At 66.1% G+C, this 23465-nt stretch carries 17 protein-coding genes; 11 read left to right on the top strand and 6 right to left on the bottom strand.

Translation table 11 applies throughout. The features are described 5' to 3' along the window. Positions 1 to 86: 86 nt before the first annotated feature. Together AAE027_RS27530 and AAE027_RS27525 are read left to right on the top strand one after the other, a co-directional pair. Positions 87 to 1385 carry a Spy/CpxP family protein refolding chaperone gene (locus AAE027_RS27530; RefSeq protein ID WP_370989358.1) on the top strand — a complete coding sequence of 433 codons (1299 nt, stop codon included), beginning with the start codon at positions 87 to 89 and terminating at the stop codon, positions 1383 to 1385. Between the two features lie 34 nt (positions 1386 to 1419). Further along, positions 1420 to 1785 (top strand): hypothetical protein, encoded by a 366-nt coding sequence (locus tag AAE027_RS27525; RefSeq protein ID WP_370989359.1) that lies wholly within the window; start codon positions 1420 to 1422, stop codon positions 1783 to 1785. A 50-nt stretch (positions 1786 to 1835) separates the two neighbouring features. On the opposite strand, the gene AAE027_RS27520 is transcribed toward AAE027_RS27525, so the two are convergent. Together AAE027_RS27520 and AAE027_RS27515 are read right to left on the bottom strand one after the other, a co-directional pair. Beyond that, positions 1836 to 3314 carry a caspase family protein gene (locus AAE027_RS27520; protein ID WP_370989360.1) on the bottom strand — a complete coding sequence of 493 codons (1479 nt, stop codon included), beginning with the start codon at positions 3312 to 3314 and terminating at the stop codon, positions 1836 to 1838. 137 nt (positions 3315 to 3451) lie between these two features. Continuing rightward, entirely contained in the window at positions 3452 to 4372 is a 921-nt protein-coding gene (locus AAE027_RS27515; RefSeq protein WP_091880293.1) for a LysR family transcriptional regulator, read from the bottom strand. A gap of 97 nt (positions 4373 to 4469) precedes the next feature. Here AAE027_RS27515 and AAE027_RS27510 point away from each other — a divergent pair, with 97 nt between their 5' ends. After that, positions 4470 to 4913, top strand: a complete 444-nt coding sequence (locus AAE027_RS27510; protein WP_370989361.1) for a DoxX family protein — start codon at positions 4470 to 4472, stop codon at positions 4911 to 4913. Positions 4914 to 5080: 167 nt separating this feature from the next. Next, the gene (locus AAE027_RS27505; protein WP_370989362.1) at positions 5081 to 6058 is read left to right on the top strand and encodes a hydroxyacid dehydrogenase; all 978 of its coding nucleotides are present in this window, start codon (positions 5081 to 5083) and stop codon (positions 6056 to 6058) included. A 6-nt stretch (positions 6059 to 6064) separates the two neighbouring features. On the opposite strand, the gene AAE027_RS27500 is transcribed toward AAE027_RS27505, so the two are convergent. Continuing rightward, complete coding sequence (locus AAE027_RS27500) at positions 6065 to 7231, bottom strand: ABC transporter substrate-binding protein (RefSeq protein ID WP_370989372.1); 1167 nt, start codon at positions 7229 to 7231, stop codon at positions 6065 to 6067. Positions 7232 to 7560: 329 nt separating this feature from the next. On the opposite strand from AAE027_RS27500, the gene AAE027_RS27495 reads away from it, so the two are divergent. The 3 genes from AAE027_RS27495 to AAE027_RS27485 all read left to right on the top strand — a co-directional run bounded on the left by AAE027_RS27495 (position 7561) and on the right by AAE027_RS27485 (position 14133). Further along, positions 7561 to 9951, top strand: coding sequence for a bifunctional diguanylate cyclase/phosphodiesterase (locus tag AAE027_RS27495; protein ID WP_370989363.1), 2391 nt, complete (start codon positions 7561 to 7563; stop codon positions 9949 to 9951). A 138-nt stretch (positions 9952 to 10089) separates the two neighbouring features. Then, on the top strand, positions 10090 to 11388 hold the full coding sequence (locus tag AAE027_RS27490; protein ID WP_370989364.1) for an MFS transporter: 1299 nt from the start codon (positions 10090 to 10092) through the stop codon (positions 11386 to 11388). A gap of 159 nt (positions 11389 to 11547) precedes the next feature. After that, on the top strand, positions 11548 to 14133 hold the full coding sequence (locus AAE027_RS27485; protein WP_370989365.1) for an EAL domain-containing protein: 2586 nt from the start codon (positions 11548 to 11550) through the stop codon (positions 14131 to 14133). A 30-nt stretch (positions 14134 to 14163) separates the two neighbouring features. On the opposite strand, the gene AAE027_RS27480 is transcribed toward AAE027_RS27485, so the two are convergent. Together AAE027_RS27480 and AAE027_RS27475 are read right to left on the bottom strand one after the other, a co-directional pair. Continuing rightward, on the bottom strand, positions 14164 to 14967 hold the full coding sequence (locus AAE027_RS27480) for an isocitrate lyase/PEP mutase family protein (RefSeq protein WP_370989366.1): 804 nt from the start codon (positions 14965 to 14967) through the stop codon (positions 14164 to 14166). 45 nt (positions 14968 to 15012) lie between these two features. After that, complete coding sequence (locus AAE027_RS27475; RefSeq protein ID WP_370989367.1) at positions 15013 to 15909, bottom strand: alpha/beta fold hydrolase; 897 nt, start codon at positions 15907 to 15909, stop codon at positions 15013 to 15015. Between the two features lie 50 nt (positions 15910 to 15959). Here AAE027_RS27475 and AAE027_RS27470 point away from each other — a divergent pair, with 50 nt between their 5' ends. Further along, entirely contained in the window at positions 15960 to 16514 is a 555-nt protein-coding gene (locus AAE027_RS27470; RefSeq protein ID WP_245473509.1) for a MarR family winged helix-turn-helix transcriptional regulator, read from the top strand. A gap of 239 nt (positions 16515 to 16753) precedes the next feature. Then, entirely contained in the window at positions 16754 to 17593 is an 840-nt protein-coding gene (locus AAE027_RS27465; protein WP_091880284.1) for a Crp/Fnr family transcriptional regulator, read from the top strand. A gap of 21 nt (positions 17594 to 17614) precedes the next feature. Here the strand turns inward: AAE027_RS27465 and AAE027_RS27460 are convergent, their stop codons facing one another. Then, positions 17615 to 18226, bottom strand: coding sequence for a TetR/AcrR family transcriptional regulator (locus AAE027_RS27460; RefSeq protein WP_128935981.1), 612 nt, complete (start codon positions 18224 to 18226; stop codon positions 17615 to 17617). 130 nt (positions 18227 to 18356) lie between these two features. On the opposite strand from AAE027_RS27460, the gene AAE027_RS27455 reads away from it, so the two are divergent. Both AAE027_RS27455 and AAE027_RS27450 read left to right on the top strand, forming a co-directional pair. After that, on the top strand, positions 18357 to 19589 hold the full coding sequence (locus tag AAE027_RS27455; protein ID WP_164934328.1) for a cytochrome P450: 1233 nt from the start codon (positions 18357 to 18359) through the stop codon (positions 19587 to 19589). A 142-nt stretch (positions 19590 to 19731) separates the two neighbouring features. Beyond that, positions 19732 to 23370 (top strand): AsmA family protein, encoded by a 3639-nt coding sequence (locus tag AAE027_RS27450; protein WP_370989368.1) that lies wholly within the window; start codon positions 19732 to 19734, stop codon positions 23368 to 23370. Positions 23371 to 23465 lie beyond the last annotated feature (95 nt).

Raw genomic sequence — 23465 nt, 5'->3', positions numbered from 1 at the left:
GACCGGGAACTTTCGGCAGCGTTGCCGGTTCCAATTCCCGCCAAGTTCCGATGCCTCAATGGCAGGGCTTTGCGCGGGAGGGTGTGATGATGCGACCGGTCGTCGGAATTGCCGCGGTGGCGTTTGCCTGCATGCTGGCAGGCGCGGCTCTGGCCAAGGGCGGACATGGCGGCGGTCACGGCGGTGGCCATGGAGGCGGGCATGGCGGCGGCCACCACGGCGGCGGCCATTTCCGCGGCTATGGCGGTGGGCACGCGCACGGCGGCGGGCATCATCGCGGGATGCGGTTCAGCACCGGCGCCCGGCATGGCGGCCCGAATTTCGGTCAGATTCGCAATGCGGCGATACGGCCGGCGAACTTCCGCAATGCCCTGAACTCCAGCGCATTCCGGAGCGGCCGGCTGATCAGCAATCCGGCGGCGCGTGCGCAGCTCGCCGCCGCAGCCGCACTCGCGGGTTGGAGCGGCGCAAGCAGCGGATGGTGGCAACATGCGGGTGGCGGCTATGGCTGGGTCGGACCGCTGTTCTGGCCGTTCGCCTACAATGATCTCTACGACTACACGATCTGGGGCGACGGCCTCGGCTTCTGGGGCTACGGCTATCCGGACATCTATGCCAGCATTTTCGGCCCCTACGGTTATGATCGGTTGTCGGCCTATCTGCCGCAGCAGCCGCAGGGACGACGGCGGGCGCGCGGCGCGCCGCTCGATCAGCTCTGCGGCAGCGACCGCCGTGCAATCGTCGGTCTGCCGATCGATCAGATTGCAGCGGCGGTGCAGCCGAGCGATGCGCAAGGCGCCGAACTTGATGCGCTCGGCAATGCCTCGATTGATGCTGCGGCGCTGATCCGCACATCCTGTCCGACGCAAGCCGCAGCGACGGCGCCCGGCCGGCTCGCGGCGATGCAGCAGCGTGTCGAGGCCCTGCAGAAGGCCGTCGATCTGGTCCAGCCCGCGCTCGACACGTTCTATGGTTCGCTGACCGACGAGCAGAAGGCGCGCTTCAACGCGCTGGCTGACGACCAGCGGCGCGCGACCGCATCCAACAATGCGAGCGGATCGTCGGTGCAGAGTTGCAGCGCGTCCGCCGCGTTCGATTGGCCCGGCGCCACGATCGAGGAGAGGATTCATCCGAACGACACCCAGCGCGCGGCGCTCCAGGTGCTCCAGGATACCAGCGCCAAAGTCAGTGCATCGCTCAAGGCAGCGTGCGAGCCCAATGACGTGATGACACCGCCGGCACGCATGGCCGCAATCCGCAAGCGCCTCGACGTGATGCTGGATGGCATCAAGTCGGTGCGCGCGGCGCTCGATGATTTCTACGCGACGCTGAATGACGAGCAGAAGGCGCAGTTCGAGGCGATCGGCCCGCGCCGTATGTCGTGAACGCCGCAAGCAATCGAAGACCAGGGGTGGGGCAATGAAGTGGTTCGCAAGGCCGGCACCGGCTGACATCTGGGACGAGCCGATCCAGGGACCGATCGGCGACATCGAAGCAGCCGACCGCATTCGCAATATCTGCCAGGCTGCGCGGGCGATCGCCGAAGCCGCCGGAAGTTCAGCGCCGACCAGCACGCGCGAGCGCTATGAACGCGCGGCCCGCGTCGCGATGGAAGTCGCGATGAAGATCTCCGACGATCTGATGCGCGACGACGCTGTCCGCCGCATCGTCGATCTCTGCATGAAGGCCGACGACATCAAGACTGCGCAGATACTCTCGCGCGCGATCCAGGCTGGCTGGATCCGGGAGGCCGTCCAGCAGGATTATCCGGTGCTGTCGCAGTAGATCCGGCTCGCGCCATTGGCGAGCCGGACTTCTGTTTGTGCCGGACCGGCTTAATATCTGCGGTCGTCGCCGCGATAGTGATCTCCGCCGCGGCCGCCCATTCCCATGCCGATCCCGATTCCGATGCCGATGCCCTGCATCACCGCGCCGGGCGGCGGCCCCGGAGGCGGCGCGCGCTCGTAGACCACTTCCTCGGGCGGAGGGGCGGGCCGGCGCTTCGGCGGTGTTTCGACCACCTTGCGCTTCGGCGGCGTGTCGTCGACGCGCTTCTTGATGATGGGCGCGACGCTCGGATTGACCGGCGTTGCCGGTGCCGATGGCGTCGAGCACGGGCAGGTCGGCGCCATCGCGACGGCGACCGGGGCTGGCGTCGCAGCGGCAACGGGCAGGCCATAATTGCGGTTCTGGACGCGGAGCAGCAGCCTGCGCGCGGTCGCGGCGAGGTCGCTGTTGTCCCAGTTCGCAAGATAAGCCTCGAACGAGGCGCGGGTGTTGATCGAGACCGCGCGCTCCCAGGCCAGCATCTGCCGCCGCCGCTCCAGCACGGTGCGCAGGCGCGGCGTGCGGGCGTCCTGTGCGTAGAGCTCGATATAGGCCTGATAGGCCGGCACCGTGTCCTCAGTGATCACGAGCTCATAGGCGACCTTGGCAGGCTTGCCCTGCAATTCCTTGCGCCAATCCTCGACGCTGCGCGTGGCACTGGCGAGCGCCATCGAATCTGCGCCTGGAAAGGAGGACGGCTGGCCGCTGCTCTCGCCGAAGAACTTGAAATCGGTGGTCAGCGACGAGCTTTCCCAGGGGATCTGCCGCCCGTCGGTTGATTGCGCCACCGCGACGCGGATGCGCTTGAACACCTCCTCGATCGGCAGATTGGGCTGCTTGGCGATGGTCAGCGCGGCCGTGGTGTAGGGGCTGTCGATGCCGTTGCCGTCCTCGGCTTCGGCGCCGGGCGAGGTCGAATAGGAGATGAAGGAGCCGGGCGCGCCGGCCTTGGTGTCGACGATCGCAAGCCCATGGCCGGCGCCGCTGAGCGCGGGGAACGGATTGTTGCGGCAGGCATCGAGCATGAAGATGCGCGCCCGCGTCGGCAGCGCGCCGAGCGTGTTGAGCAGGTCGTTCAGCCGCACGCCCTGGAGCGGAATGTCGGCCTCGCGCTTGGGATCGAGATCGACAGGCACCAGATAGTTCTCGCCGTCGATCTGCAGGCCATGGCCGGCATAGAACACCAAAGCGACGGTATCGGCGCCGCTGGCGCTGACCTTGCCGGCGAAATCCGAGATCGCCGCGCGCATCTCGTTCTGCGCCAGATTCGCCGCCGTGGTGACGGTGAAGCCGGCATTGCCGAGCAGCTCTGTCATGCCCTTGGCGTCGTTGGCGGCGTTGGGCAGTTCCGGCACTGTGCGATAGGCGGATTGGCCGATCACGAGCGCGAGCCGCGCTTCGGCGGCGGCGTCGCTCGGCGTCATCACCTGTGCGAGCGCGAGAAAACCGGATGCAAGCAGCAAATTGGAAAAGGCTGGACGGCGCATGGTGTCACCTCCATCGGCAATGCGCACGATGATGGCACCTTTTCTAAGTCCCTGCCATGACACTGTATGTGCGCTGGCTCACGTTGGGCGTGCGACAAATCGGGCAGTGGGTCTGCCGGAGCTGGCGCGGTGCGCCGTCATGGCAGTCCGCGATCCCAGGGTGTCACAGGCGCAAAGCGCGCGGCGAGAAAGTCGATGAAGGCGCGCACCTTGGCCGGCGGGCGGCGGTCGGGCAGGTAGACCGCATGCACTGCGGAAGTCTGGATCTCCGGCTGGTCGAGCGCGAGTGCGACGAGCGCGCCTGAGCGCAGATCGTCGGCGATGATGAAGGTGGGTTGTCGCGCGAGGCCAAGGCCGGCCAGCGTCGCCGCGCGCAGTGCATCGCCATTGTTGGCACGCAAGGTGCCGCTGACCTGGACGCGGATCTCGCCCTCGACGCCGAACAGCCATTCCGCCGCGCTTGCCTGCTGCGAGAGCGTGTAGCCGAGGCAATTATGCCCGGCGAGGTCGGCGACGGTGCGCGGCGTGCCGTGCTTGGCAAGATAGGAAGGTGCGGCACAGACCACGAGGCGGTTCGGCGCGAGCTTTCGGGCCACCATGCTGGAGTCGCGCAAGCTGCCGATGCGGATCGCGAGGTCCCAACCTTCCTCGGCGAGGTCGACGAGGCGGTCGTTGAGACCGAGCTCGACGGTGACCTCGGTATGGGCTGCTGAAAACTCCGCGATCAGCGGCGCAATCTGCCTTGTGCCGAACACGACGGGGACGTTGACGCGCAGCAGCCCGCGCGGCTCGACGCGTTCGCGTGCAATCGCGGCGTCGGCGGCCTCCATGTCGGCGAGAATGCGCTCGGCAGATTCAAGATAGCTCCGTCCGGCCTCGGTGATGGAGAGCCGCCGCGTGGTGCGGTGGAACAGTTTTGTGCCGAGCCGCGCCTCCAGCGAGGCGACATGCTTGGTCACCATGGTCTGCGACAGGCCCATGGCCCGGGCCGCGCCGGAGAGGCTGCCGACTGCGGCGACCTTGGCGAAGACCTCCAGGCTGGTCAGGCGGTCGAGCAAACCTATCTCACTCTGTTGGTGTGAGGTATATTTCAAAAATAGCAGATTATCGATCGATGTGAGAATAGATCATGTTGCGCCGCAAAGGAGACCTGCCATGATCGATTCCCGTACCGCCCCTTACGCCGCGCTGGTGCTGCGCGTGACCCTGGGCGCGCTGTTCCTCGCCCATGCCAGCCTGAAGCTCTTTGTGTTCACCCCGGCTGGCACCGCAAAATTCTTCGGCAGCCTCGGCTTCCCGCCTGAGCTCGCCTATCTCATCATGACCGTGGAAGTCCTCAGCGGCGTCGCGCTGATCCTCGGCATCTGGACCCGCTATGCGGCGCTGGCCGGAGTCCCGATCCTGCTCGGCGCGATCTTCTCGGTGCACGGCGCGGCCGGCTTCTTCTTCACCAATCCGAAGGGCGGCTGGGAATTCCCCGCCTTCTGGGCGATCGCGCTCGCGGCGCAGGCCCTGCTCGGCGACGGCGCCTACGCGCTGCGTCCCTCGCGTGACGTCGAAGCGGCGGGCGGCCAACTCAGCGGCGCGCATTCGCGCTGATATCGGCCATCGTTGAAACGCGGGAGCTGCGGGATCACGATCCCGCAGCTCTTTTTGTTGCGCGGGTTATCTGGGGCGGTTGATGCTATGCCTGCTTGTCATCGCCTTCGTGCCGTGGTTCTCGACCGCGCTGCCGCGCGCGTTCGGCTATTGAAGGAGTCTTGCCCTTGAAAGTCCTGCTGGCCCACACGCCGGAGATGCGGCGGAACTATTACGGCGATCGCAGCCTGAACGGCCTGCGTGCGGCCGCCGAGGTGATCCTGCACGAAGGCGACGAGCCGCTGGACGCAGCCGGCCTCGTGCGTGCGGCCAAGGATGTCGACATCATCGTCGCCGACCGCATGACGGAGGGGCGCGGCGAGATCTTTGCGCAGCTGCCGCGCCTGCGTGCCTTCGTTCGCTGCGCCGTCGACATTCGCAACGTCAATGTCGATGCGGCCTCAGAGGCCGGCGTGCTCGTGACTCGTGCCGGCCCCGGCTTCGTGCAGGCGGTGGCCGAGCTCGCGCTCGGCTTCATGGTCGATCTCTCCCGCGGCGTCTCGCGGACCACAGCCGACTACCAGGCCGGCCGCAAGCCGGAGGCGCGGATGGGCCGCCAGCTCGCCGGCGGCCGGGTCGGCATCATCGGCTATGGCAGCATCGGGCGCTATCTCGCCGAGGTGGCAAAGGTGCTGCGCATGGAGGTGCTGGTCGCCGATCCCTACGCGACCGTCAGCGACGCCGCGATCCGGCATGTCTCTCTCGACGAGCTCCTCGCCGCGTCGGACTACGTCGTCTGCCTCGCCATCGCCAACGAGCAGACCGAGAACCTGATTGGGGAAGCGGCACTGGCGCGGATGCAGAAGCACGCCGTCTTCATCAATCTCTCGCGCGGCAATCTCGTCGATGAAGCCGCGCTGGCGCGCGCGCTGCGCGAGGGCCGCATCGCCGGCGCGGCCATGGATGTCGGCCGCGCGCCCGACCAGATGCCGACACCGGAGCTCGCAAAGCTGCCGAACGTGATCGCCACGCCGCATGTCGGCGGCTTGACCCCGCAGGCGATCGAATATCAGTCGCTGGAAACGGTGCGTCAGGTCGAGGCGATCGTGAAGGGGGAGATCCCGCAAGGCGCCGTCAACGCCGACCGCTGGACGCGGCGGCCTTGATCCGCGCTAAAGCCGATCCACGGCCTTGAACGACCCGTCCTTCTGAATCACCGTCAAATATACCTTCGGCGGCGCGTCGATCATGCGCGTGCCGACGGTGACGATGCTGCCGCTGATCTCGAAGCGGCCGACATCGTTGATGGCGCGCAAGAGGCTCGCGCGCGTCGGGTTCGGTCCGGCCGCTTCCAGCGCGGCGGCCGCGAGGCGGCCGGAGAGATAGCCTTCGAGCGACACGAAATCGGGCGTTAGCGCCGGATCGAATGCTGTCTGGGCCGCCTGGTAGTCAGCGACGAGCCGCAAGGAGCGATCCCAGGGAGACGGCACGACCTGCGAGACGATGACGCCTTCGCCCTCGGGGCCGAGCTCCTTCGCGAGCGCATTGGCGCCGACGAAGGAGATGTTGACGAAGGTCGGACGAGCGCCGCTGCGGTGCGCGAGCTTGATGAACTCGGCACAGGGACCATAGGTCCCGACCATGACGATGGCTTCGGGATCGGCACGCTTGATCATGCGCCAGGCCTGAGCAACCGCGCGGGTGTTGCGCTCGAAGGTGCCTTCGGCGGCGAGCTCGAGGCCGCGTCTGGCGAGCGCGCGCTTCACGCCGGTCAGACCGTCACGGCCGAAGGAATCATCCTGATAGAAGATACCTATGCGGGTGAACTTGCGATCCTCGGTGAGGTGTTTGATCCAGGCTTCGGCTTCCGCGCCGTAGCTCGCGCGGATGTTGACGACGTTTGCAAGTTCGAGATCGCGCAGGAATTCGGCGCCGGTGAACGGGCCGATGAAGGGCACGTTCCTGGCGCTGGTAATGGGAATCGTCGCCATTGCAGTCGGCGTGCCCACCGCGCCGATCAGCGCGAACACCTTGTCGTCCTCGATCAGCCGCAGCGTCTGCGCCACCGAGCGGTCGGGGTCGTAGCCGTCGTCGCGGCTGATCAGCTGCAGCTTGCGGCCGTGCACGCCGCCTTTGGCGTTGATCTCGGTGAACGCCGCGACGATGCCCTGTCGCATGCGCTGTCCGAGCGCGGAAGAGGGACCCTCGAGCGCCGCGGCCTGGCCGAACAGGATCACATCCGCGCTGACGCCGGCCTCGTCGGCTTTGGCCGCGAGCATGGTCGCGGCCAGAAGCGCGATGGTCAGGACGACGCATGGCGCCGATCGAAATCGATACATCGGAAAGGTCTTGCCGGATGAACGGAGAAGCTCCACGAAGCATATCCCGGCAGCCTGAATAGCTCGCTAATTGGGCGATGCACCGGCGGACCGTAGTACTCCGGGTAAAACCGGCAAGTTACTTCCACAATGCCGCGCCATTGGCGCACTTCATTAACTAAGCCATGCAATGCACAACGGCCCGGTTCCGAAATTGTGCAGTTCTTAACCGCGTCCTTGTTCCGATAGTGGTTCCTGTACCTCAACCAGAGGTTCGGTGCGTCGCGAAGAGGGACGGGGGCGGTTTCAGGATGGGCGACCGCGATCAGAACGATCAGGATCGGAAACGCATGACCGGACGGTGGCGTGCCGCGGCGCTGCTTGGGCTGTATCGTCCTGCGCTCGTCGCGGTCGGCGTCGGTGTCTTGTTCTCGCTGGTCGGCGCGGCCGCCGTGGCGCGGTGGGAGGACCGCGTCAACAAGATCGAGTTCGAGAACGCGGCCGAAACCGAAGCGATCGTCATGCAGAACGGCATGAACGAGTATATCTCCAGGCTCGTCGCGCTGCGCACGCTGTTCGAATCGACCAACGAGGAAATCACCCGCAGCGAATTCGAGACCTTCAGCGCCCGGCTGTTCGAGCGCCATCCCGGCATGCTTCGCATCGCCTGGCTGCCGCGCGTCAACCGCAAGGAGCGCACCGACTACGAGGCTGCGGCGATCACCGACGGCGTGTCCGGCTATCGCATCAAGGCGCTCCAGGACAAAGGCTTTGTGACCGCACCGCAGAGCGACGAGTATTTTCCGGTGTTCTACTCGACCCAGCCGAAGACGTCTTCGGTCTACGGCATGGACTATTCGACGGTGCCGGAGCGCCGCGCAGTCCTGGAACGCGCGCGCGACAACGATCGGTTGGCTGCCATTCGCACCCGCCTCTACGAGCCGAAGGAGGGCGGCCAGCTGCCCGACGTCCTCGTCGCCATTCCCGTCTACGCCAAGGGAACCTCGCGCGAGACCGTCGCGGACCGCCGCCGCAATCTCGCCGGCTTCGTCGTCGGCATCTTCGACCTGCCGCTGCTGATCCAGACCATTCGCGTGACGACCGGAGCAAGCCCCGCCGTCAGCGTGAATGTCTATCCGCCCTTCACGGGGCAGATCGTCAGCCTGGAGCAAACGCAGCCGGATTATTCGTCGGCTGCAAAGGCGCCACGGTCGATTCGCGATGTCGAACGCACCCTGCACTGGTCGGGCACTCTCAAGATCGGCGATACCGATTGGCAGGTGCGCGCCATGCCGTCAGCGGGCGGTTCACTGGAGACGTCCTACGATCGCGCCGCCGCAGTCCTCATCGTCGGCATGCTGTTGACGCTGTCGCTGTCGACCTATCTCATGCTCGCCAGCCGCAATTCACGCCGGCTGTCGCTTGCGAACCGGCGGGTGCTCGAGCTCGCCCAGACCGACATCCTGACCGGCCTGCCGAACCGCGCCTTCTTCCTCGCCCGGCTCGACGAGCTCAATGGCCGGTTGAAGAACGATGGCCCCAACTTCTCCATTCTGATGCTCGACCTCGACCGCTTCAAGAACGTCAACGATTCCCTCGGCCATGGTGCCGGCGATGCGCTGCTGCGCCAGGTGGCGCAGCGGCTGAAATCCGCAGTGCGCGCCAATGACGTGCTGGCGCGGCTCGGCGGCGACGAATTCGCCATCATCCAGGAGCGGTGTCAGGATCAGCGCGCCTGCTCGACCGAATTGGCGGGACGGATCGCCAAGCTGGTGGCCGAACCCTTCCTGCTGCCAGGGCATCGCGTCGAGATCGGCACCAGCATCGGCATCGCGATCGCGCCCGATCACGGCAGCGATCAGGAACAGCTGTTGAAGAAAGCGGACCTCGCGCTCTACCGCTCGAAATCGGCGGGCCGCAACTGCTTTACCATCTATGACGAGGCGATGTCGGCCGAGCTCGAGGCGCGCAACACGCTGGAAGGCGACTTGCGCGACGCCATCGCGCAGTGTCAGCTCGAGGTGCACTACCAGCCGTTCGTCGATGCCCTCAGCGGCGTGCGGCGCGGCTTCGAGGCGCTGGTGCGCTGGCGGCATCCGACGCGCGGACTGATCCCGCCGGACCAGTTCATTTCGCTCGCCGAGGAGACCGGACTGATCGTGCCGCTCGGCGAATTCGTGCTGCGCCGCGCCTGCGCTGACGCCGCCAACTGGCCGCCCGATCTGATGGTTGCCGTGAACCTGTCGCCGATCCAGTTCAAGGAGGCGGAGCTGTTCGAGATGATCTCGGCGGCGCTCGCAGATTCCGGCCTGCCGCCGCAGCGGCTGGAGATCGAGATCACGGAATCCGTGCTGCTGGAGCGCGGCACCGAGAACCACGCCTTCATGGAGCGGCTGAAGCATCTCGGCATCGAGCTCGCGCTCGACGATTTCGGCACCGGCTATTCCTCGCTCAGCTATCTGACTGCGTTCCCGTTCGACAAGATCAAGATCGACAAGTCGTTCATTCGCAACCTCACGAATCAGCCGCGCAGCTCCGCCATCATCTCCTCGATCGTGACGCTGGCGCGCGGGCTGGACATGTCGGTCACCGCGGAAGGCGTCGAGACCCGCGAGGAGTTCGAGCGGCTGAAGGCGCTCGGCGTCAATTTTGCGCAAGGCTATCTGTTCGGCCGTCCGCAGCCGATCGAGCGGATCCTGTTCGACGCGCCCGCCAAGCGCTCACGGCGCGACGCCGCCTGAGCGCGCGCCTCGAAGGATGGACGCAGGGCCGCTCTCAAATGCGACCGCGCTGTCGCTCAGCGGGCATGCATGAAAAGCGCTTGACCCGGATTTCCCGAGATGGTCCCAAGGACCGTCCAGGGATGAAATAAAAATAACATGCGGCTTCCATTCTTCTACGGCTGGGTCGTGGTCGCCGTGACCTTCGTCACCATGGCCATTGGCGTCAACGCACGCACCGCCTTTTCATTGTTCTTTCCGCCCATCATCTCCGAATTCGGCTGGGAGCGCGGCATCACCGCGGGCGCCTTCTCCTTCGGCTTCGTGGCCTCGGGCGTGGTCAGCCCGCTGATCGGCCGCCTGATGGACCGCGCCGGCCCGCGCGCGGTGATGGAGCTCGGTGTGGTGCTGATGGGTGGAGGCCTGCTGCTCGCACCGCTCACGAGCTCGCCCTGGCATCTCTATGTCACCATCGGCGTCATGGTCGGCGCCGGCTCAGTGTGTCTCGGTTATTCCGGCCAGTCGCTGTTCCTGCCGAACTGGTTCATCCGCAAACGCGGCTTCGCCATCGGCATCGCGTTTGCCGGCGTCGGCATCGGCTCGGTGACGTTGCTGCCATGGGTGCAGCACATGATCGAGCAGACCGGCTGGCGCACCGCCTGCACCGCGATGGGACTGCTCGTCGTGATCGTGCTGGCGCCGATCAATCTGCTGCTGCGCAAGCGTCCGCAGGACATCGGCCTTCAGCCGGATGGCGATGCTGCTCCGGCCGCGGGAGCGGCAAAGCCCGTCTCCAACGTCGTCGATCCCGTCTGGGCCCACACCGAATGGACGCTGAAGCGCGCCGTCGCAACTGCACGATTCTGGTGGATCGCGCTCGGCTATTTCTGCGGCCTGTACATCTGGTACGCGGTGCAGGTGCACCAGACCAAGTTCCTGCTCGACATCGGTTTCAGCCCTGGCGTCGCGGTGTGGGCGCTCGGCATCGTCAGCCTGCTCGGTATTCCCGGCCAGATTCTGCTCGGCCATGTCTCCGACCGGATCGGGCGGGAATGGGTGTGGGCGATCAGCTGTGCGGGTTTTGCAATCTGCTTCGCGGCGCTGATGGCGCTGAAGTTCCAGCCGTCATTGTGGCTGGTCTACATCATGGTGTTCACGCAAGGCGCGCTCGGCTACGGCCTCACCTCGATCATGGGCGCGGTGGTGTTCGAGATCTTTCAGGGCAGGCACCAAGGCAGCATTTTTGGCACGATCATGCTGGCCGCGCTGGCGGGCGGTGCCGCCGGTCCGTGGGTGACCGGCTTTCTCTACGATCGCGCCGGCGATTACACGCTCGCCTTCGGCATCGCTATCATCGTGAGCGGATTGTCGGCGCTCTCGATCTGGCAGGCCGCGCCGCGCAAGGTGCGGGCCGTGGCCGGCCGGCTGCACGAGCTTCAGGGCGAAACAGGTGCGTGACAGGTTCCTCATGCACCGCATTGCCGTCGTCTCCTTGGCAGAACGTTAAGCACGTCGCGTCTTGGTGGGACGCGACCGGATGCAAAAAAGATATTGCACACTATCGGAGCGCTAGCGTCGGTTGATTGCCGCACCTTGCGATGCCCTCCGGTTCCAACGATGTCTGCCTCCGATTGCCTAGTGACCGAAATGCCGGACGTACTATTGGCTGCGCTCGAACGCGCCGACGATGCCATCATCATCGTCGACAGCGCGCGTCGCATCACGCATTTCAACGCCGGTGCGGAGCGGATCTGGAAGCTTGCGCGTGCTGAGGTGCTCGGCCGCGACGCCGAACTGCTCACTCTCAAATGCCTGCGCGCCGACCCGATCGCGGAGTTCCGCGACGAGATCAGCCTCACGCGGCACGACGGCAGCCGGATCAGGACCGCCATCTCGCTTTCGTCCGTTGCAAACGGTGGCGTGACTCATCACGTCGTGTTCGCACGCGACGTCACCGCTGAAGCGGAGCGCCGCGCGCGCATCGCGCTGCTCGACACCGTCTCGGACCAGACCAACCGCGCCGTGCTCATCACCGACACTGAGCTCGACATCCGCTACACCAATGCGGCGTTCACGTCGCTGTTCGGCTATTCCGCCGCGGAAGCTGAGGGGCGGCGCGCAACCGACCTGCTGGCCGGCCGTCACACCAACCGCAAGGCGCTGACGAGGATCGGACGGCGCCTCATCAGGGGCGGTCCGGGCGGTGAAGCCGAGGTCCTGATCTACACCAAGGACGGCGAGGAGATCTGGGTGGGCGCCCGGATCGATGCCTTCCGCGACAGGAAGGGTCGGGTCAAGCACATCTTCGCGCTGCTCGAGGACATCACCGAGACCAAGCAGCTGCGCTCGCTCCAGCAGCTCATCATGGGCGCGCTCGCCGACGAGGTGCCGATCGGCGAGATCGCCGACCGGCTCTGCCGCCGCGTCGAGCAGATTGCGCCCGACGTCGTCTGTTCGCTGCTTCACGTCGATGCCGCCGGCCTGATCCATCCGCTCGGCGGCCCAAGCCTGCCCGACGATTATTCCCGCGCGCTGGACGGCGTGGCCATCGGCCCCGACGTCGGCTCCTGCGGCACCGCCGCCTTCTATGGCGAACCGGTGCTGGCGACCGACCTCGAGACCGATCCGCGTTGGCAGCCCTACAAGGCGATGCCGCTCGCGATCGGCCTGCGGGCCTGCTGGTCGACCCCGGTGAAGGCCAAGGACGGCCGCGTCATAGCGACCTTCGCCTTCTATTATCGGGAGCCCCGCGCGCCGAGCAACTGGCACCGGCGCATCGTCCGGGCCTGCGTCAATCTCGGCGCCTTCGCGATCGAGCGCAAGGAGGCGCGCGCCGAGATCGCGCGGCTCGCCTATCACGACATCCTCACCGGGCTGCCGAACCGCGCGCAGCTGCGGCACCTGATCACCACCGCGATCGACGCCTGCCCGACCGGCAGCCACGTCGCGCTCGCCTTCCTCGACGTCGACCACTTCAAGGATGTCAACGACACGCTCGGTCATGCCGCCGGCGACGAGCTGCTGGTCCAGCTCGCACAGCGGCTGCGCGAGCAGATCGGGCCCGAAGACATGCTGGGACGGCTCGGCGGCGACGAATTCGTCATCCTGCTGCCGCAACGCAATGCCGAGAGCGCCGAGCGCGTCGCGGCCGGCATCACCGAGGCGCTCGCCGCGCCCTTAAAGCTTGGATCGAAGCTGATGCCGATGTCGGCCAGCATCGGCATCAGCCTCTATCCCGATCTTGCCACCGACATCGATACTTTGATGCAGCAGGCCGATGCCGCCATGTACATGGCCAAGCAGGCCGGGCGCTCGACCCATCGCATCTTCAGCGCCGAGATGAACCTACTTGCCGAGCAGCGGCTGGCGCTGATCGCAGCGCTGCGCCGCGCCATCGCCGAAGGCGCGCTGAGCCTCAGCTATCAGCCGCAGATCCGCAGCTGCGACGGCTCCATCCACGGCGTCGAGGCGCTGGCGCGCTGGCACGATGCCGTGCTCGGCGACCACTCGCCGGCAAAGTTCATTCCGCTTGCCGAGGAGTGCGGCCTGATCGAGCAGATCGGCCTGTGGTCGGTGCGCGAGGCCTGCCGGCAGCTGGCGAGCTGGCGCCGCGCCGGGCTCAACATTCCCAGTGTGTCGGTGAACCTGTCGCCGATCAATTTCCGCCACGTCACGCTGGCTGCGCGGCTCAAGGACATCCTCGCCGAATACGAGCTGCCGCCGGATGCCTTGATGCTCGAGATCACCGAAGGTGCGTTCATGCAGGACGGCGCTGCCGCGCTGGAGACGATGAATGCGATCCGCGAGCTCGGCGTCGGGCTCGCGGTCGATGATTTCGGCACCGGCTATTCCAGCCTCAGCCGGCTCGTGCATCTGCCGATCCGCGAATTGAAGATCGACCGCAGTTTCATGCGCGACATCGAGAACGACGCTGGCGCGCTCGCCATCGCCACCGCGGTGGTGCGCGTAGGCCAAGGCCTCGGCATGACCGTCGTCGCCGAGGGCGTCGAGACCGAGGGCCAGCGCAGGACGCTGGCCGAACTCGGCTGCGACGTCGTGCAAGGCTTCCTCTACGCCCCCGCGCTTCCCCCCGTCGCCTTCGAGCGCTGGGTTATCGAGCACTGCGCCGAGCAGGCGAGGGCGATGCTCGGCCGATTCGACAGCGCGTCGGCGGACCGCGGCGCGGCGAAGCGGTCGGCGTAGGGCGCTGCTTTGGGCCGGTAATGTCCGGGCTCAGGCATTCGGTTGCAGGAACGTGCCGTATTGCTTGCTCGCGGCGACCGAGGCCGCGGCCTGTCCAATGATGCGCATCGCCGCCATCATGGGCCACGGCCCAAGACTCACCCGCCGAACGCCGACTCGAGCAAGATCCCGGATTTCGGGAACACCTTGCGTCACCATGATATTGACCGGCAAGGGTGTGAGTTGGACGAGCTTCTCGATGTAGGCGAGGTCGGTGAGGCCGGGTACGAAAATCCCGTCAGCGCCGGCCTCGGCATAGACCTTCGCGCGCCTGGCCGCTTCATTCAGGCATTCATCCGGCGATCCTGATTTCAGCAGGAACGGGTCGGTTCTCGCGTTGATGAAGAGATGAATTCCCAATTCCTGCGCAGCATCCCGCACCGCCTTGATCTTCGCTGCATGCCGTTCGGGACCGACGAGTTGCCGTTTTCCGCCCGATAGACTGTCTTCGATGTTGATGCCGACGGCGCCGGCTTTCAACACCTCGCTCGCCGACTTCGCAGCGGCCTCCGGGTTGTCGCCATATCCTGCCTCGAGATCGATCGAGACCGGAACCGACACGGACGCGGTGATCCGCGACACCAGACCTGTGACCATGTCGAGCGGGACATTTTCTCCGTCCGCATACCCGAGCGCAGACGCGACCGCCCCGCTGCTGGTCGCTATGGCCGGAGAGGTCTTTGCGATCGCTTTGGCGGTGGCGGCATCCCAGGCGTTGAACAGGACGAGCGGATCGCCCTTCCTGTGAAGCTCGCGAAACGTCTCGGCGTATTGCTGCTGTGTCTTGGCGTCCATCGTGCTCACTCCAATGAAAAGATGTCGTGGTCGCGCAACGTGCATTCAGTCGGGTGCGTGCGTCCTGAACCAGTCCATGATCAGGCCGGTGACTTCGACCTCCCGCTCGAGGTGTGGGAAGTGGCCAACATCGGGCAGCACAATCCGCTGGTGCGGCCCCTTGAAGAGCGGCTCCTCCTTCAGCGAGTACCTCGCTGTCGGATCGTTGCTGCCATAGATCGTCAGCGTCGGCGTATGCATCTCGTTGATCGGCAGCCGGCCGGCACGTCCTGCATCGGTCAGGCCCCCGTAGTATTTGAGCGCCGCCGCCATGGTGCCGGGAGAGCTGAGCGTCTGCTTGATCGAACGGAGATGCTCGACATCATTGAATGTCGGTGACCACAGCTTCCAGAGGTAATCGACGAAGGGGAGTCCCTCGATGTTCACCGCCGACTCGGCGCCGGGCATCTGGAAGAAATAGACATGAAAGACGGATCGGACGAGGTCCGGATCCCTCCTGATGCTTGAAAATGTGATCGGGTGTGCGGTGTTCATGACCACGGCGGCTTTGATCGCCGACGGCGCCGTGGCCAGTGCCTGAAAGGTCGAAGTGCCGCCCCAATCCATGCCGACGACCCGTGCTTGTCCGTCGTCGCTCAGCACCGCGATGAGCGCTTCGAGATCCTGGCCGAGCGCGATGGGATCGAACACCCCGTCGGCGGGGATCTCGGTCGGCGCATAGCCCCGCAAGAAGGGCGAGACGGCCCGATAGCCCGCATCCGCGAAGACCTGCAATTGCTTTCGATAGGACCAGGCGTTGTCGGGAAAGCCATGCATGAACATGACGAGCGGTCCGCTCCCCTGTTCGAGATAGGCGAACCGCAGGCCATTGGCGTGCACGTGTTTCAGAACGGGTTCACTGCCGGTGTTCGGCTTTGCAGCTGCGGTGGCTCGGGCATTCATCGCCATTCTCCATGTCATCGTCTGCGCAAATATGTGCGCAGCGCACTTGTTTGGTCAAGTTGTTTTTTGTGCGCAGCGCACATATTGTTCGGTTCATGGAAACCGGAATCGCGAATTTACTGGGGGCGCTTTCGCTCGCCGTCATGGATCGTATCGAGCAGGGCGCGCGCGAGGTCATAGGCCGCGGCGGTGAGACGCCCGCGGCACTCGTCGTGATCGGCTACGGCCAGGGCATGACCAACGACAAGCTCCGGCGGATCCTTGGCCTGTCGCATTCCGGAACCGTCCGTCTGGTCGACCGTCTGGTTTCGGATCGGCTGGTCGAACGCAGGCCGGGAAAGGACGGCCGCGAGATCGCCCTGTACCTGACGGCCACGGGCGCAGCGGCCCGGAATGACCTGATGGCGTCCCGGATATCGGCCGTTGCGTCGCTCTTGGATGTGTTGTCGCCGGCCGAAACCAAACGGCTGGGAACGCTGATCCATGACCTGCTGGCAAGGCAGGACACCTCCGAGATGGACCGCTTCACGATCTGCCGCAGGTGCGACGACAGGGTGTGCACCAATTGCCCGTTGCCGACGAACAAGAGCAAGCGCGACCGCTAGCGCAAGGCGTTGTACCCGGCGGCCGCGAGCTGAAGCCTACTTCGCGGGCACCTCGCTGGTGGCGAAGAGCGTAAATAGTATGATGTATGCAAGATGCTATTTCGCGGCGAGGAATGCAGTCAGCTCTCCGCAATTATCCGCGCTTGATCTCGCCTGATGGCTCTGTTTGGATGAGTTTGGTCGGGGCAATCGCATTTCGGATAATCATGGTGGATGAAATCAACGGATACCGTCGGTCATTGGATGCTCGTTCGCGTGAAAGCATCGCGACCGTCCACCGCACTGGCATCGGAAATCGGCTGCTGGCGGCGTTGCCGCCTGCGGATCTCGCTCTGCTGACGCCCTACTTCCAGAAGGTCTCGTTCGAAGCCGATGCCGTCCTGGTGCGGTCGGGCGATGAACTCGACCCGGTTTATTTTCCCCATAGCGGCGCAATCGCCTTCATGCTCGATATGCCGGACGGGCAGTCGGTCGCAACCACCTTGATGGGACGGGAAGGCGCTTTGGCCTCGTTTTCCGTGCTCGGCCCGGCGCTTTCATCCGTGACCGCGATTGCTCGCATGGCCGGCACGGCGTCGCTGATCTCTGCCGCCAAATTCAGGGCTGCCTATGCACAAAGCGCGGCCATCAGGAATGTCGTGCAGGTCCACGCCCGCGCGCTGTTATTGCAGCTCCAGCACGTCGCCGCTTGCAACGCGCTGCACCGGGTGGATGGCCGCCTGGCACGGTGGCTCCTGCAGCTTCACGACCGCGTTCCCGACGACCCTCTTCCGGTGACGCAGGAGGCGCTCGCGCAATTGCTCGGGGTGCGGCGCACGACCGTGACTCTGACGATGAACAAGCTACGCGAGGCCGGCGCCGTCCCATCCGACCGGCGCGGGCTGATCAAGATCGATCGCGCTCGGCTCGAGAAGGTCGCATGCGATTGTTATGCGCTCATGCAGCACAACATCGATCGAATGTATTGCCAGGAATTGTCGGTGCCGCAGCCGGCCCATCCGCCGTTCCGGCAAAGCGCCTTCGTCGCCTCCGACGGAGCGAGTGGTGAATCCAGAGCCGTTTCGCGGGCGGGAAAATAGAGAGCAACTCTCCAGCCGCTTTCAGCCCGACGCCAACCCCGTCCTCCGCCGCAGATCCGTGATCGCGCGCAGAAAGCTGTCGGCCGGCGTGGTCTCGGGATCGATCAGCCGGTGCAGGCGAAAACCGTCTTCGAGCGCGAGCACGACGGAGGCCATCCAGGGCGGGTTCAGACTGTCATTCCGCCCGTTGCTCTTCAACGTCGCCTCGACGATGTCGGCGATCAGCTTGCGCCGCGCACGCAGGCGTTTTGCAAGCTCCGGGCGGCGCTTCTCGGCGCGGGCGACGAACAGGATCATCTCCATGTGCAGCAGCGGCGAGCGGCCGAGCGGATCCTGCTTGCTGCGGTCCATCGTCTTCAGTGCCGCGATGAAATCGTCGAGATTGTCGTGCTGCGCGAGGATGTCGAGGTTGCGGCGGATCGACTGCTCGACATGGTCCTCGAGCATGGCGATGATCAATTCGTCCTTGCTCTTGAAGTTGGAATAGAACGCGCCGCGGGTGAAGCCCGCCGCGGCCGCGATCGCCTCGATGCTGGCGCCGCCGATGCCGTCTTCCTCGAAGACGCGCGCGGCCGCCTCGAACAGTCTGTCGCGCGTATCGTCCCTGGTCGGCCTGGTTCTCACCCTTGACATCCCGGCAGCTTAGGGCAGAATGCAACTCGATACAACAATGTATCGAGTTGATAATTCCAAGGGATGGTTACGCCCGTGCAGGAGGGGCTGCCGGCGTATTCGTGTCATGCGGCAACCGATTGAGGTCACCATGAACGAGCAAGTGCAAGGCGCGAACGGCGATCCGTTGTTCAACCCGCTGTCGCCGGACTTCATCCGCGATCCCTATCCGCATTACGACCGGTTGCGCACGATGGATCCGATCCATGTGACGCCGTTCGGCCAGTTCGTCACCAGTCGCCACGCCGATGTCAGCCTCGTGCTGCGCGACAGGCGTTTCGGCAAGGATTTCGTCGAGCGCTCCAAGCGCCGCTATAGCGAAAAGATCATGGACGAGCCGGTGTTCCGCAGCATGAGCCACTGGATGCTGCAGGCCGATCCGCCCGACCACACCCGCCTGCGCGGCCTGGTCGTGAAAGCCTTCACCGCCCGCCGCGTCGAGGACATGCGCCCGCGCATCCAGGAAATCGTCGACCAGACCATCGACGCCGTGATCGATCGCGGCCACATGGACCTGATCGAGGATTTCGCCTTCCGCCTGCCCGTCACCATCATCTGCGACATGCTCGGCATCCCCGAGGAACACCGCGAGACCTTCTACAAGAGCTCGCGCGACGGCGGGCGGCTGCTCGACCCGGTGCCGCTCTCGCCGGAGGAGATCAGCCAAGGCAACGCCGGCAACCTGATGGCGCAGATGTATTTCCAGCAGCTGTTCGAGCTGCGCCGCCGCAGTCCCGGCGACGATCTCATCACCCAGCTCGTGCAGGCCGAGGAGGACGGCAACAAGCTCACCAACGAGGAATTGACCGCCAACATCATCCTCTTGTTCGGCGCTGGCCACGAGACCACCGTCAATCTGATCGGCAACGGCCTCCTGGCGCTCCACCGCAATCCGGACCAGCTTGCGCTGCTGAAGGCGCGGCCCGAGCTGATGGTGGGCGCGATCGAGGAATTCTTGCGCTACGATTCCTCGGTGCAGATGACCGGGCGCGTCGCGCTGGAGGACATCGACGATCTCGGCGGCGTGAAGATCCCCAAGGGCGAGACCGTGCTCTGCCTGCTCGGCTCGGCCAACCGCGATCCGGCGGTCTATCCTGACCGGCCCGACCGGCTGGATGTCACCCGCCAGAATGTGAAGCCGCTGTCGTTCGGCGGCGGCATCCATTTCTGCCTGGGGGCCCAATTGGCGCGCATCGAGGCCGAGATCGCCATCGCGACGCTGCTCCGCCGGCTGCCGGATTTGCGCATCGACGACGTCGTAAACCCGCAGTGGCGGCCGACCTTCGTGCTGCGCGGCCTGACGCGGCTGCCGGCGAGCTGGTGAGGGCGCTCAGCGTTAACCTCCGCGCGCAACAGTCGCTGTGACTTCGCCACACTTCCCCCTATATAAGGGGCTGTTCCGGCCCGCCTGAAGCCTTCCCAGGGCAAGGTCTGGTCCGGGCGCCGTTTTGGCCGAGGGGAGACCCGTGCAGACGACGCTGCTCGGATTGGCGATTGCCTTCATCATTGCGCTTTTGGCCGCGCTGATCGGGCCTTACTTCATCGACTGGAACCAGTTCAGGCCCCAGTTCGAGGCGGAGGCCAGCCGGATCATCGGCGTGCCGGTGCGGGTGGCGGGCGAGCTCGACGCGCGACTGCTGCCGGCGCCGACGCTGCGGCTGCGTTCCGTCACCTTCGGCGGCAACAACGATCTCGGCCGGCTGCGCGCCGACAAGCTCGACGTCGAGTTCAGCCTGGGCCCCCTCATGCGCGGTGAATGGCGTGCCACCGAGCTTTCGGTCGGCGGCATGGCGGTCGATCTCGGCCTGGACGCGCGCGGGCGGGTCGATTTGCTGTCCACTGCGAGTGGCAGCTTCAATCTCGCCTCGCTCGCCATCGAGCGACTCAATCTCACTGGCCGCATCGCCCTGCACGATGCCGCCAGCCGCTCGACGCTGGAGCTGAGCGACATCGCCTTTTCCGGCGACGTGCGCTCGCTCGCGGGCTCGGTGCGCGGCGACGGCCGCTTCACCGCCAATGGGGTGCGCTACCCGTTCCGCATCTCCTCCGGCCCGACCGCCGACGGCAACGCCACCCGCCTCCATCTCAACATCGATCCCGGCGAGCGCGCCATCCTCGCCGATCTCGAAGGCGTGCTCGCCTTCGACAACCGCCTGCCGAAATTCGACGGCGCGCTGACACTCGCCGTGCCCGCGACAAAGAAAGCAGGCGAGGCGGGGCCGATGCCCTGGAAGCTCACGACCAAGCTCAAGGCCGATCCGGCCGGCGCCAAATTCGATCAGATCGAGGCCAGCTACGGCACGGAGGACGCCGCGCTGAAGCTCGGCGGCGTCGGCGACCTCAAATTCGGTGCCTCGCCGCTGCTGCGCGCGGTGCTCTCGGCGCGGCAGGTCGATGCCGACAAGCTGACGGCCAAGGATGCTGCCAAGGATGCTGCCAAGGACGATGCCGATCCGCAGCGCGTCCCGCCGGCGCTGCGCGCAGGGCTGGCCGCGATCCCGCAGGCGCCGATCCCGGCGCAGATCGAATTCAACTCCGACCAGATCATGCTCGGCGGCCGTCCGCTCCAGAACATCAGCGCCGAGCTTCAGACCGACGGACGATCCTGGACCTTCCAGCGGCTCGAGCTGCGCGCGCCCGGCATGACGCAGCTCTCGCTCAACGGCGCAGCTCCCGGCGCCGACAGCTTCAGCGGCCGCCTCAACGTCGAGTCGTCCGATCCTGACACGCTGGTGGCCTGGCTTCAGGGCCGCAGCGAGGTCAATCGCCGCAGCACGCGGCCGCTGCGCCTTGCGGGCGACGTGACGATTGCCGCCAACCATCTCGCCATCGACAGGCTGAAGGCCGAGATCGAGGGCGGCGCGGTCGAAGGCCGTATCGCCTTCGTCCAGACCGGCGCCAGCAAGGGCTCGCGGATCGACGCCGAGCTCAAGGCCGACCGTCTCGACCTCGACGCCGCCGCAAGTTTTGTGCGCGCGCTTGCCGGGCCGCAGGGCGAATGGCCGGAGGAGGCGAAGCTCTCGCTCGATATCGGCCGCGCCATCTCCGCAGGACAGGAGCTGCGGCCGTTCATGGCAAAACTGGGCTACGGCCCGGCTTCGCTGTCGCTGGAGCAGTTGCGGTTCGGCCAGGCCAGCGGCGTGACCACGGAGGCGAGCGGCAGTTTTGATCGCAAGAATGCCACCGGCAAGCTCGCCTTGAAGTCGTCAGCGAATTCGCTGCGCGAGCTGACCGCGCTGATCGAGCCGTTTGCGCCCGCGGTGCGCGCGCGCTTCGATGCCATCCCGGCATTGCCCGGCGCGACGCGCCTGAAGCTCGACCTCAGCCTCGACAAGAACGCCGAGCATGCCGATCGCAGCAATGCCCGCGTTGTGTTCGATCTCGACGCGCCGCAGCTCAAGGCGACCGCGACGCTGGCCGCGCAGACGCCGGTGGCCGCCGTCAGCGGCATCGACATCGACCGCCTGCGCAACAGCGACTTCACGCTCGATTCGAAAGTATCGACGCCGCAGGCCGGCGCGCTGTTGGCCCTGCTCGGTCTGGATCGCATCGTGGCCGCAGGTGAGGGCGCTTCGCAGTTCGAAGGCAAGCTGACTGGCACCTGGCAGAAGCCGCTGCAATTGAGTGCAAAACTCAGCGGCGGCGGGCTGGACGCGGATGCGCAAGGCAATTTTGACTGGTCGGCATCCAAGGGCAGTGCGAACCTGCGCGTGCGCAATGCCAATCTGGCGCCGCTATTCGGAACCAGCTCCGCCGGCAAATCAGCGCAGAGCGTCAGCCTGTCCGCCCGCGTTGGCCTGTCCGGCAATCGGCTGATCTTCGACGATCTCGACAGCACCGTTTCAGGCTCGCATCTGCGCGGTCATCTTGCGGTGACGCTGGATCAGGAAAGGAGTGTCGATGGCGAGGTGGGCCTCGATTCGCTCGATCTTGCGCCGACGCTCGCGATGGCGATCGGCGCGGCCGGACATGATGCCGGCGAGCCGCTGAATGCGGGGCTCATCGGTGGCTGGCGCGGCCGCATCGCCTTCCAGGCGCTGCGCGGAACGCTGCCCGGCGGCATCGAGCTACGCCCCTTCGCGGGCACGATCCGCGGCGACGGCCAGTCGCTCGCGCTCGATGCGCTCAAGGGCGGCATCGGCGGCGGCGAGATGTCGGCAAGTCTCGATGCGCGCAATGGCGCCAATGGCCTGGCGTTGAATGCGCGCATCGATCTCAGCAATGTCGATGCGGCGACGCTGCGCTACCGCGACCTCGCGCTGCCCAAGGGACGCGCCTCGGTGCAGATGGCGCTGACCAGCCAGGGCCGCAGCGTCGCGGCCCTCACCGGCGCGCTCGCCGGCAACGGCACGGTGACGCTCGACTCCGCCGAGATTGTCGGCCTCAATCCCCGCGCGTTCGAGATCGCCATCCGCGCCAGCGACGGCGGCCAGGTCAGCGACGACAACAGGCTGCGGCAGCTGGTCGAGCCCGCGCTGTCGGCAGGCCCGATCGCGGTGGCCTCGGCGCAGATCCCGTTCACGATCCGCGATGGGCGCCTGCGCGTCGGCGCGACGCCGCTGGAAGCGAAGAACGCCCGCGCCATCGTCTCCGGCGGCTACGACATTCCCGCCGACCAGGCCGACATCCGCGCCAGCCTGACGCCGATCATGACCGGGCTCTCCGGCGCTCCGCCGGAGATCCAGCTGTTCGCGGCAGGCCCGCCCGACAAGCTGAGCCGCACCGTCGATCTCGCGCCGCTGTCCTCGTGGCTCGCGGTGCGCACGATCGATCGCGAGACCCGCCGGCTCGATGCGATCGAGCGCGGCGAGCCGCCGCCCGCCACCGCCGCGCTGCCGACGCTGGTCTCTCCCGATGCCGCGCCGGAGCAGGCGCCGGCCAATGTGCCGCTGCCGGGGCCGGATCCGCGCCGCGCGCCGGCAAAGTCAAAGGGACCACCAACGCCGAAAGCCCCGCACGCCGCCCCCGCCGCGCCGAGCCCACCGCTCGCAAGCCAGCAGCTTGCCCCGTTGCCGCCGCCGATCGACGTGAAGCCCGCCCCGGGCCCGCCGCCCGCCAAGCCCAAGCCGAAACCGCCGCTGGTGCTGACGCCGCAGAATCCGTGAGACGGTGCTCGCCGCAGGCTCGGTCTTCACCTCTCCCCAGCGGGGAGCAACTGTGTTGAAGTAGCCCGGCGATCGGCCGGCCTCAAGGCTGGCGC

Origin of the sequence: Bradyrhizobium sp. DN3, from assembly GCF_041357655.1 — a bacterium.
Taxonomy (GTDB): domain Bacteria; phylum Pseudomonadota; class Alphaproteobacteria; order Rhizobiales; family Xanthobacteraceae; genus Bradyrhizobium.
This window is presented reverse-complemented; position numbering and strand designations above follow the sequence as displayed.

Coding starts and splice junctions, on each gene's coding strand:
- AAE027_RS27530 (WP_370989358.1), top strand. CDS start 87: ATGATGCGACCGGTCGTCGGAATTGCCGCGGTGGCGTTTGCCTGCATG.
- AAE027_RS27525 (WP_370989359.1), top strand. CDS start 1,420: ATGAAGTGGTTCGCAAGGCCGGCACCGGCTGACATCTGGGACGAGCCG.
- AAE027_RS27520 (WP_370989360.1), bottom strand. CDS start 3,314: ATGCGCCGTCCAGCCTTTTCCAATTTGCTGCTTGCATCCGGTTTTCTC.
- AAE027_RS27510 (WP_370989361.1), top strand. CDS start 4,470: ATGATCGATTCCCGTACCGCCCCTTACGCCGCGCTGGTGCTGCGCGTG.
- AAE027_RS27500 (WP_370989372.1), bottom strand. CDS start 7,231: ATGTATCGATTTCGATCGGCGCCATGCGTCGTCCTGACCATCGCGCTT.
- AAE027_RS27495 (WP_370989363.1), top strand. CDS start 7,561: ATGACCGGACGGTGGCGTGCCGCGGCGCTGCTTGGGCTGTATCGTCCT.
- AAE027_RS27490 (WP_370989364.1), top strand. CDS start 10,090: ATGCGGCTTCCATTCTTCTACGGCTGGGTCGTGGTCGCCGTGACCTTC.
- AAE027_RS27485 (WP_370989365.1), top strand. CDS start 11,548: ATGTCTGCCTCCGATTGCCTAGTGACCGAAATGCCGGACGTACTATTG.
- AAE027_RS27480 (WP_370989366.1), bottom strand. CDS start 14,967: ATGGACGCCAAGACACAGCAGCAATACGCCGAGACGTTTCGCGAGCTT.
- AAE027_RS27475 (WP_370989367.1), bottom strand. CDS start 15,909: ATGAATGCCCGAGCCACCGCAGCTGCAAAGCCGAACACCGGCAGTGAA.
- AAE027_RS27460 (WP_128935981.1), bottom strand. CDS start 18,226: ATGTCAAGGGTGAGAACCAGGCCGACCAGGGACGATACGCGCGACAGA.
- AAE027_RS27455 (WP_164934328.1), top strand. CDS start 18,357: ATGAACGAGCAAGTGCAAGGCGCGAACGGCGATCCGTTGTTCAACCCG.